This window comes from Gemmatimonas sp. (assembly GCF_044376735.1).
Taxonomy (GTDB): Bacteria; Gemmatimonadota; Gemmatimonadetes; order Gemmatimonadales; family Gemmatimonadaceae; genus Gemmatimonas.
Map to the genome: position 1 here is coordinate 1 of NZ_JBILKJ010000115.1, position 8710 is coordinate 8710.

Here is an 8710-nt window from a genome sequence, read left to right on the forward strand (position 1 = left end):
TGGGCGGAATGATCACGCCCTCGCCCAGCTGCGCCAGAAACGCCAGAAAGCCGTGCGCACTGGCCGTGTAGCTCAGCAGCGTGCTGTCGGCGAGCTGTACGCTGCGACGATCGATCGCGCGGCGCACCAGCGAATCGGCCAGCGGGTCGCGCCATGCCTGATTGCCACCAGCCGGCGCGGCCGACGGTGTTTGCCCCTGAGCCTGCGCCTCCGCTGCATGCGTCGGCACGGCGAGGGCGATCAGCGCAACGGCCAGTACCGCCAACACCGGTGGCGCGGACCGCGGTCGGTTCGATGTCACGTCAGGCTTTCCATAGACGACGGGCAATGTAGTGGAAAGACGGCGCGCCCGAACGTCGACCCAGCCGTACGATCGCCGGGTTCCGCAACGGGCGGACCAACGCGTGACCGACCCGAGCAGAGGGGCGACCCGTCGGGGCCGACCCGTCTGCCCACTGGTCACCCCAAGGGAAGGCGATCCCGATAGGTGCGCATCACCGGCAGCGTAGCCTCGGTAGTCAGCCGCAGCTCGTATTCACCGGTGCCAAGCTGCACCAGCTCCCGCACACGATCGACCGGCACGATGTACGACCGGTGAATGCGTGCGAACCGGAGCGAGTCGAGGCTCTGCGCCAGCTTCTGCATGGTGGTACGCACCAAGTGCGTCTCGCGACCCACGTGCAGCCTAACGTAGTTGCCGTCAGCTTCGAACCAGTCGACGTCGTCGACCTTCACGAAGCGGGTGCGGCGCCCCACCGTCACGGCAAAGTGGACCGGTGACGTCGCCGTGTCACGGTGGCCCGCAACATCGCGAACGAGACGGGCCAGTTCCGCCCGGATTTCGTCATCGAACAGCGGCTGCGAGGTCGCGCGCGATTCCAGCGCATCCACGGCGCGATCGACGGATTCCGTGAGACGCTCGATACGCACCGGCTTGACCAGAAAATCGGTGGCCCGCGCATCGAAAGCGCGCACCGCCGCATCCGCGTGCGCTGTCACGAACACCACGAACGGCCGCAGCTCCGGCGGCAAATCCTGCAACAGCGAAAAGCCGTCTTCGCCCGGCATCGAGACATCCAGAAACAGCAGCGTGGGCTTGAGCACCGGCAGTTGCAGACGCGCCGTGGGCACATCGGCGGCTTCACCGACGACCTGCACGCGGCTGTCCTGCGCCAGCAGTCGCTTGAGACGCTGACGCGCGAGCGACTCGTCATCAACGATCATCACCCGCACGACCGACGACGATGGCGGTTTGGTCATGCGACCTCCAACGGAAACCGCAGCGTGACGCGCGCACCGCCTTCCGGAAGGCCCGTGAGTGCTGCCGTGGCGACATCGCCGTACAGCGCCGCCAGTCGGCCCTGCACGTTCCGCAGACCGGTGCCCGTGCCACGGTGCGTCGAGCCGCCGGGGCCCGGACCATCGTCGTCGACCTCCACCTCCAACATGCCGACATTGGCGCGCATGGCCAACCGCAGTTGCGATGCGCCGACACGACCCTCAATGCCGTGCACGACCGCATTCTCGACCAGCGGCTGTAGCAGCATGGGCGGAATGCGCGCCGACAACACCGACGGCTCGATGTGATACGTCACCTGCAAGCGATCATCGAAGCGCATCTGCTGAACAGCCAGGTAGTCCTGCAGCAGCTGCAGCTCCTGCGCAAGCAGGACGGTGCGCTGCCGACTCGTCGCGAGCGTCGCCTGCAACAGTGACGACAGATGTAGCAGCATCGCTTCCGCCCGCGCAGCGTTGTGGTGTACCAGTTCCGCAAGATCGTTCAGTGCATTGAACAGGAAATGCGGATGCAGTTCGGCCGTGAGCGCATTCAACCGTGCTTCCAGTGCCAAACGCTGCAGTTCGGTGTTGCGCTGCTCCAGCTCGCGCGCGCCATGCAAGCGCCGCAACACCAGATACGCAATCGACACGCCGAACACCGCGCAGGCGGACCAGAACAATTGCTCCGGGTAACCCGGCGCCATCACCGACAGCACATCGGACCGAACGCCGAAGACAGTGCCGGCAAAGACCAGTGCCGTCGTGGAGACCCACGACGACACGAACAGCACCGCGACGGCACCAAGCGCGCGCAGCCCCGCATGACGCACGTGCCGCGCGCCGCCAAGAGGAAACCGGTCGTACCACGCAAAGAGCGGCACGGGAAGCCACGCCAACGCCACGAAGTCTACGGCAACGAGACCGAAGGCCTGCTGCCACGAGTACAGACTGCTCTCCCGGTTGAGGACCGCGACAATCCACCCCACCGTGAGTAACTCGGCGAAGATCCCCACCGCCAACAGCGTGAGCAGCTCGCCCTGCGTCAGCCGCGACAGGACCGTCCGCGTGCGCACGGGCGTGGCGTCCGGCCCGTGGTCGAATGGCAGCGTCACACCTGCCCCTCGGGCCGCAGCAGTCCGCGAGATGTCGCCTCGTCCAACGCCTGGCCGTCGCGTGACACCGACAGGCTGCGCACCCGCTGCCGTGCGCCATCGAGTAGCGCGTACACCACCGGGACCACCAGCAACGTGAGCGCGGTGCTGGTGACCGTCCCACCGATCACGGCCACACCCAGCGGCGCCCGGAACATGGCGCCCTCACCACTGCCGAGTGCCACGGGCACCATGCCCGCGACAAGGGCGACCGTGGTCATCACGATCGGCCGCAGGCGCGTGGCACCGGCTTCCACCAAGGCGTCGGTCAACGTCCACCCTCCATCACGGAGCTGTTTCGCGTAGTCCAGCAGCAGGATCGCATTCTTTGCCACCACACCGCTCAGGAGAATCACGCCGATGAGCGACATGATGTTGATGGTCATGCCCGTCATCCACAAGGCGCCCACGACGCCCACCGCCGAGAGGGGCAACGAGGTGAGGATGGCCAGTGGCTCGATCCATGAATTGAACTGCAACACGAGCACGAAGTACATCCCCACCACAGCAGCGGCGAGTGCCAGCAGAATATTGCTGAACACTTCCTGCTGATCCTTCACGTCACCGGCGTAGGCCACCGCCACCCCGGGCGGGAGCGACATGGAGGCCAGCACGCGATCGATGCCGCTGGCGACATCACCCAGCGGGCGCCCCAGAACATTCGCGGTGAGGGTGACGGTCGCGGCCCCGTCTTCGTGTTCGATTTTGGTGGGAGCGGTGACCGCCGTGGCCGTCGCCACCTGCGCCATGGGCACGGCCTGCATGCGTGCATCGGGACCCGGTACCTGCAACGGCAGGGCACCAAGATCGGCGGCATCCTGCCGCCGGGACGACGGCAACTGGACCCGCACTTTCCGCAGATCCCCATCGTCGTCGAGCCAGCGACCGGCTTCGACCCCGGCAAAGGCCACCCGGAGCGCACCCGCGACATCGGCCGGCGTCATGCCGAGGGTCGCCGACAGCGCCCGCTGCAATCCGATGTCGACTGCGGGCGCTCCCGGACGGCTTGACAGCGACACATCCACCGCGCCCGGCACGGTGCGAAGGCGCGCCGCAATGGTGGCTGCCACCTGCGGTAGCGTGCTCGCATCCGGACCGCGCACCTGGAGTTGAATGGGCTTCAGGAACCCGTTGAGTCCGAGGTCCATGACCGCAACGGTGGCCCCACGCAGTGGCTGCACGTCATCTCGAAGCGCCGCCGCAATCTGCCGCGCCGAACGGTCGCGCTCAGCGCGCGCGGACAGCAGCACGAGGATCTGGGCCTGCGACACGTCACCGTCGCCGCCACCGACCGTGGTGTACACCGTGCGCACCTCGGGGAGACGACGGGCGATCGCAGCGGCCGCTTCGGCACGCGCGGTGGTGTACGCCAACGACGCGCCGGGCGGCGCCTCCACCAGAATGCCGACTTCCCCGCGATCGTCCTCCGGGAGAAATTCGGCGCCGACGAGACCCGTGGCCGGCAGCAGCACCGCCAGGACCAACGTCATCAACGCGGCACCGATGGTGGCCCCACGATGCCGGAGCGCCCACGCAATCACGGCCCGGTAGTGGCCGGCGACACCATCGAACCAGCGGTTGAAGCGATGGAGCACCCGACTGAGCCAGGCGCGCTGCTCCACGGGCACGTGCGGGTCGGGCCAGTAGGCCGACAGCATTGGATCGAGCGAGAAGCTGACGAACAACGACACCAGCACGGCGCACGCGATGGTGAGCGCGAAGGGTTTGAAGTACTGGCCGGCCAAGCCATTCATGAAGCCCACCGGCACGAAGACCACGACGATCGCGGCCGTTGTCGCGAGCACGGCCAGTCCGATCTCGCGTGTGCCGTCGCGTGAGGCGGCGACGTGGTCTTTCCCCATCTCCACGTGGCGCACGATGTTCTCGCGCACCACGATGGCATCATCGATCAGAATGCCGATCGCCAGCGACAGTCCCAGCAGCGACATGGTTTCCAGCTTGAAGCCGAATGCCCACACCGCCATGAAGCTGGCCAGCACCGACACGGGCAGCGCGAGCCCGGTAATCACCGTCGAGCGCCAGCTGTTCAGGAACACGAACACCACCAACACCGTGAGCAGCGCCCCTTCGAGCAGCGTCTTCTGCACGTCCCACACGGCGAGGGCGGTGCGCCGGCCCGCATCCTGAATGACACGCATCGTGCGTCCGGCAGGCCAGGCTGGTGCCAACGCCGTCATTCGCGCGTGGAGGCCGTCGGCCACCGTGGTGGCGCTGGCCCCGCGGCGCTTCCGCACTTCGAGTGTCACCGCCGCGCGTCCGTCAACCAACGCCGCCGCGCGCTGTTCGGCGGCGCGTACGCGCACATCGGCGACGTCACGCAACCGCACGACCTGCCCGTTGCTGGTCGCGAGCGGCAACGCCCCGAAGTCGGCGGCGTTCGCGGGACGTCCCTGAAAGCGCAGCGTCGCTTCGCGATCGCGACCTTCGAGACGACCGATCGGCACCGACACGTTCTGGCTTTCGAGACGCGCCGTGAGCTCGGCCAGCGTCATGCCCGATGCGCGGAGCGCGTCGGGACGAACCTGGACCGACATCTCAGGGACCGCATCGCCGATGACGCGTACCTGTGCCACGCCCGGGACGCCGCGCAGCTCGCGGGCGAGTCGGCGAGCGTCGGCACCAAGGGCCAGCGGGTCGCCGCTCCCGCTCACGGCCACCGTGAGCACCGGCAAGTCGGTTTCGCTGAAGCGTTCGACCACCGGCTCCTCCACCTCGCGTGGCAGATCGCCTCGGGCCGCGCTCACCGCATCGCGCACCTCCTGAACCGCCTCGGTGGGCGCCTTGCTGAACACGAATTCGGCAAAGAGCAGCGCATATCCGTCGCCCGCCGTGCCCTTGAGTTTCTTGAGACCGCCCACGCTGCGCACGCGGTCTTCGAGCGGCCGCAACAATTCGCGCTCGATCTCGGCCGGCGTCGCCCCGGGATACGGTACCGTGACCGTCACCATCGGCGCCTGGACGTCAGGCCACTCGTCGGTTTCGAGACCGCGAAGTGCCAGCAGGCCCGCCATGACCAGCGCGAGCATCGAGACCACCGCGACAATGGGGCGGCGAATGGCCAAGTCGGAGATCCACATCTCAGTGCCCTCCCGACGTGGAGCGGGTCGTACCGATGTTGTGGAGTAACGTCCCTTCGGCCCACGAGCCGGCAGGAATGCGGCCGTCCGTATTGGGCACGAGCACCGTGATGCGGAGCTGCCGCGTAACCGGATCAAGCGATGGCGACACACGAACAATGCGCGCCATGATCGCCGAATCGGCCATTCCGGTAATGCGCAGGGAGACCCGCATCCCGGGACGCGCCCGAGGCGCGTCGCCAGCGGAAACACCCGCCGCCAGCTCGAGCATGCGCGGGTCGACGAGGCGCACGAGCTCATCGCCGGCCTGCACGATCGAACCCTGCGTTGTGATCTGACGCTCGATGATACCATCAAACGGGGCGCGCACGGTGAGTCGCTGCACGTCGGCGGCCGCGTTGGCGCGCTGTGCGCGGGCGGCATTGAGTGCAGCGTCCGCCGCCTGCACGCGGCTCTCCCACTCCTCCATCTCGGCCGTGCTCACGCCGCCAATCCGCAGTAGTTGCGCGACCCGATCGTGCTCGCGCTTCGTCTGCCGCAGCGCCATCTCCTGCGCCATGACCTGCGCGTCGGCCGCCGCGAGGGCCGACTGCAGGGCAGGGACTTCGAGCACCGCCAATAGCTGCCCGGCAGCGACGCGCTGCCCCTCCTTCGCGCGAAGGGTACGGACAGCGCCCGAGAGCTCCGCCCGCAGCAGCGCGCGTGCTTGCGGCTCGAGTGTGCCGGTCAGCAATGACGACATGGCCGACGACGAGGCCATTGGACTGTGCGCTATGCCACCCGTGGTGTCCGACACCACAGCGCTGTCGGCGGGTTGATCCCGCGGCACGACACGGTTCGCCGTTGGGTTGGGGTGACGAGACGTGGTATCGACGGTGGCGTCGTTGCCACACCCGATCGACAGGAGCGACAGCAGTGAAAGGCCGAGCGTATAAGCGGCGAGGCGAGGGCCGTGATGCGTGTTGGTCATGAGGACACCGTCAGGGTTGGACAGACGAAAGCGGGAGCCGGTCAAAGCGGGCCATACGGGCTTCGATGACTTGGCGATCGCGCGCCGCGCGCGCGCGGGTGGCCATGGCGCGCAGCCAGGTCACGCGCGCATCCTGTACCTCGAGCAGCGAGGCGCGACCGACTTCGTGTCGGGCGCGCGCCACCTGCAGCGCCTTGTCGGCGCTCACGGCGCCAGCGACGGCGGCTTCCCACTCGAGACGACTCGCGTCGAGCTGTGCCTGCGCATCGAGCTGTTCGAGGGCGTGAACGCGTTCGGCATCGCGACGCTGTGCCGTGGCAAGGCGCGCCGCCGCCGCTGCCGATTCCACACGCGTGAGGCTGCCACCGGTGAGGTCGAGCGGAAACGTGAACGACACGCCAAGCACGGTGTTCGGATAGTAGGGGCCACCCCAGTTCGCATTGCGCAGGGGATAGGCAAGACGCTGATGCGTAAGCGTCACATCGAGAACAGGAAGCATGGAGCGCCACGCCGCCCGATATCCCGCTGCCGCTTGGCGCTCGCGCGCGTCGAACTCGCGCAGGGCGAACCGCATATCACGGCGATCCGCCGCGCGTGCGCGTGACGGGTCGGCAATGCGTGTGGTCGACAGCGTGTCGCTGCTCCAGGACTCGGGCGGCGCCTCGAGCGTCAGGACGGCGTGGTCCGGCAGATCGAGCAACTGCCGCAACGCCAGCTCCGCGATGCGGGCATTCCGTTGGGCATCGAGCTGCGCCGGTCGCAATGCCGCCACCTCGGCTTCCACGCGCCAGATCTCGAACTCGGCGGTGCGTCCCTGAACAACCGCCTGTCGGGTGAGCGACAGGGTGCGTTCGGCCTGCTGCAGCGCGGAATCCGCGACGTCCCGCATACGTCGGTGGAGCTGGACGTCGGCGTATCGCGTGACGATCTCGACCTCGAGTGCGGCGCGCACCTGCGACTCCGCCAGCGCACTGGCATCGAACCCGGCTCGCGCCGCATCGACACGCGCCGATGCGACACCGCCGTCGAAGGGGCGAATGGCGGCGCGGAACGACGCGTCGCGCGTGTTGGGAGACGCGAACACGCGCGAGAACGGATCGAGTTCATCCGCGGGCGTTGGCGGAATCCCGGCACGGCGGGCGATCTCCGTAAACTGATTCTGCGCGACACGCTGGGTCCCGAAGGACGCCGATACCTGAGGCAGAAAGCGATTGCGCTGTTCGCTGAGGGCTTCGCCGCGCGCGGCGCGCGCCATCTCACGGACGGCGCGAGCGGCGGCCATTCGTGGCTCGTCTCGGGAGACGCGGGCGAGCGCGTCCGCCAAGGTGACCGACAGCGTATCGGAGTGGCGCTGCGGCTGTCCCCGGACAGGGGAAGCGACCAGCAACAGCGGGAAGAGAAACGAAAGACGTCGAGTGTTCATGCGGTCCGGTTGAGATGACCGCAGGATTGCCGTCCCCCACGCGGCCTCCCAGCGGGCCCGTGACGGGAGCGGGGTTTTGTGGGTTGGTGGTCAGGTTTTGCGTGATGATGCGGTAACCGCCGCTGCGCCCACAGCGGCGTGATCGTGCCGGTGGAGCCGGTGAGTTGGACAACGGCATTCTCCGCCAGGTCGGTGTGCCAGGGCGCGCGCCGAAGCACCGCCCCAAGGCATCACACCGCCTCCCAACACCCCGCGGCGTCCTGTCGCCATCTCCGCGACTGTCTGCATTTGGAGACAGTACCGCCGTGCTGCCGACCCGACGCCCGACCGTGGCGGCGGCCGATAGCTCGCGTGAACGTCTTTTCCCGTAAGCACTTGCGTGAGACTGACGGCAGCCGCGCGCGTAGCGGCCCTCGCGTGGGCCCCGTGGCACCGCTGATGCCTCCTCCAACCGTGACTATCACTCTCGGGAGGATCTCATGACGCTGCATCGTTCGATGTTGTCTCGTGTCCGTCGCGCGGTCATCACCATGCCGGTGCTGGCCGGGCTCTGCGTGGCCACCTCGCAGGCTGGCGCGCTGCCGGCGCCACAGGGTGACCGCGGGTTTGGCGATCGCGCCCTGTTCACCTGGACCGGCCGCGTGGATCGCGAAGTGCTGATCGTCGTGCGTGGGCGCGACGTGAGCACGCACGGCTTCGACGCCGCACTGCCGAGCCGAACGCGGGTGAACTCGGCCCTGCCTCGCACCGGCGCCGACGTGTTCGTCGTCCTCAACGACGGTCGCGGCGA

7 protein-coding genes are annotated in these 8710 nt (G+C 68.0%); 1 reads left to right on the forward strand and 6 read right to left on the reverse strand.

Annotated features, from left to right (window positions below; genetic code table 11):
* From ACIRA7_RS12785 to ACIRA7_RS12810, 6 genes are all read right to left on the reverse strand, one after another.
* Nucleotides 1-301, reverse strand: a 301-nt coding sequence (locus ACIRA7_RS12785; RefSeq protein ID WP_396221232.1) for a hypothetical protein, incomplete at its 3' end; no start/stop codon positions are given.
* Between the two features lie 158 nt (nucleotides 302-459).
* Nucleotides 460-1260 carry a LytR/AlgR family response regulator transcription factor gene (locus tag ACIRA7_RS12790; RefSeq protein ID WP_396221233.1) on the reverse strand — a complete coding sequence of 267 codons (801 nt, stop codon included), beginning with the start codon at nucleotides 1258-1260 and terminating at the stop codon, nucleotides 460-462.
* Nucleotides 1257-2390, reverse strand: a complete 1134-nt coding sequence (locus ACIRA7_RS12795; RefSeq protein ID WP_396221234.1) for a sensor histidine kinase — start codon at nucleotides 2388-2390, stop codon at nucleotides 1257-1259. The genes ACIRA7_RS12790 and ACIRA7_RS12795 overlap by 4 nt, the downstream gene beginning before the upstream one ends.
* Nucleotides 2387-5527 (reverse strand): efflux RND transporter permease subunit, encoded by a 3141-nt coding sequence (locus tag ACIRA7_RS12800; RefSeq protein ID WP_396221235.1) that lies wholly within the window; start codon nucleotides 5525-5527, stop codon nucleotides 2387-2389. The genes ACIRA7_RS12795 and ACIRA7_RS12800 overlap by 4 nt, the downstream gene beginning before the upstream one ends.
* A gap of 1 nt (nucleotide 5528) precedes the next feature.
* Complete coding sequence (locus ACIRA7_RS12805) at nucleotides 5529-6497, reverse strand: efflux RND transporter periplasmic adaptor subunit (RefSeq protein WP_396221236.1); 969 nt, start codon at nucleotides 6495-6497, stop codon at nucleotides 5529-5531.
* A 10-nt stretch (nucleotides 6498-6507) separates the two neighbouring features.
* Complete coding sequence (locus ACIRA7_RS12810) at nucleotides 6508-7920, reverse strand: TolC family protein (RefSeq protein WP_396221237.1); 1413 nt, start codon at nucleotides 7918-7920, stop codon at nucleotides 6508-6510.
* Between the two features lie 479 nt (nucleotides 7921-8399).
* Between ACIRA7_RS12810 and ACIRA7_RS12815 the strand changes: the two genes are divergently transcribed.
* The coding region (locus ACIRA7_RS12815; RefSeq protein WP_396221238.1) for a hypothetical protein at nucleotides 8400-8710 on the forward strand (311 nt) is incomplete at its 3' end.